This window comes from Limosilactobacillus frumenti DSM 13145 (assembly GCF_001436045.1).
In the GTDB taxonomy this organism is placed as follows: domain Bacteria; phylum Bacillota; class Bacilli; order Lactobacillales; family Lactobacillaceae; genus Limosilactobacillus; species Limosilactobacillus frumenti.
In genome coordinates this window covers 1-1,691 of the sequence record NZ_AZER01000001.1, presented here as the reverse complement: position 1 = coordinate 1,691, position 1,691 = coordinate 1, and the positions used below count along the sequence as shown (strand labels likewise).

General features: G+C 52.2%; 1 rRNA gene. It reads right to left on the bottom strand.

Annotation, left to right across the window (positions count from 1 at the left end):
- Window positions 1–53: 53 nt before the first annotated feature.
- Window positions 54–1,628 (bottom strand): 16S ribosomal RNA (locus FD27_RS00005).
- Window positions 1,629–1,691 lie beyond the last annotated feature (63 nt).

The following is a 1,691-nucleotide window of genomic DNA, read 5'->3' as shown; positions in this document are numbered from 1 at the left end:
CTCAAAACTAAACAAAGTTTCAACTATGTGTAGGTTTCCGTTTTATTCCTTAGAAAGGAGGTGATCCAGCCGCAGGTTCTCCTACGGCTACCTTGTTACGACTTCACCCCAGTCATCTGCCCTGCCTTAGGCGGTTCCCTCCAAATGGTTAGGCCACCGACTTTGGGCATTGCAAACTTCCATGGTGTGACGGGCGGTGTGTACAAGGCCCGGGAACGTATTCACCGCGGCATGCTGATCCGCGATTACTAGCGATTCCGACTTCGTGTAGGCGAGTTGCAGCCTACAGTCCGAACTGAGAACGGCTTTAAGAGATTAGCTTGCCCTCGCGAGTTCGCAACTCGTTGTACCGTCCATTGTAGCACGTGTGTAGCCCAGGTCATAAGGGGCATGATGATCTGACGTCGTCCCCACCTTCCTCCGGTTTGTCACCGGCAGTCTCACTAGAGTGCCCAACTGAATGCTGGCAACTAGTAACAAGGGTTGCGCTCGTTGCGGGACTTAACCCAACATCTCACGACACGAGCTGACGACGACCATGCACCACCTGTCATTGCGTCCCCGAAGGGAACGCCTCATCTCTGAGGTTAGCGCAAGATGTCAAGACCTGGTAAGGTTCTTCGCGTAGCTTCGAATTAAACCACATGCTCCACCGCTTGTGCGGGCCCCCGTCAATTCCTTTGAGTTTCAACCTTGCGGTCGTACTCCCCAGGCGGAGTGCTTAATGCGTTAGCTCCGGCACTGAAGGGCGGAAACCCTCCAACACCTAGCACTCATCGTTTACGGCATGGACTACCAGGGTATCTAATCCTGTTCGCTACCCATGCTTTCGAGCCTCAGCGTCAGTTGCAGACCAGACAGCCGCCTTCGCCACTGGTGTTCTTCCATATATCTACGCATTCCACCGCTACACATGGAGTTCCACTGTCCTCTTCTGCACTCAAGTCGCCCGGTTTCCGATGCACTTCTTCGGTTAAGCCGAAGGCTTTCACATCAGACCTAAGCAACCGCCTGCGCTCGCTTTACGCCCAATAAATCCGGATAACGCTTGCCACCTACGTATTACCGCGGCTGCTGGCACGTAGTTAGCCGTGACTTTCTGGTTGAATACCGTCACTGCGTGAACAGTTACTCTCACGCACGTTCTTCTTCAACAACAGAGCTTTACGAGCCGAAACCCTTCTTCACTCACGCGGTGTTGCTCCATCAGGCTTGCGCCCATTGTGGAAGATTCCCTACTGCTGCCTCCCGTAGGAGTATGGACCGTGTCTCAGTTCCATTGTGGCCGATCAGTCTCTCAACTCGGCTATGCATCATCGCCTTGGTAAGCCGTTACCTTACCAACTAGCTAATGCACCGCGGGCCCATCCTAGAGTGAAAGCCGAAGCCTTCTTTTATACTAAAACCATGTGGTTTTAGTAGTCATGCGGTATTAGCACCTGTTTCCAGATGTTATCCCCCGCTCCAGGGCAGGTTGCCCACGTGTTACTCACCCGTCCGCCGCTCACTGGTAATCCATCGTCAAATCAGTGCAAGCACGTCATATCAGTTGGGCCAGTGCGCTCGACTTGCATGTATTAGGCACACCGCCGGCGTTCATCCTGAGCCAGGATCAAACTCTCATATAAAATATAAGAACTTGAATAGCTCTAATTCAAATTAATTAAGCGAATTGACTTCGCAAATGTTTT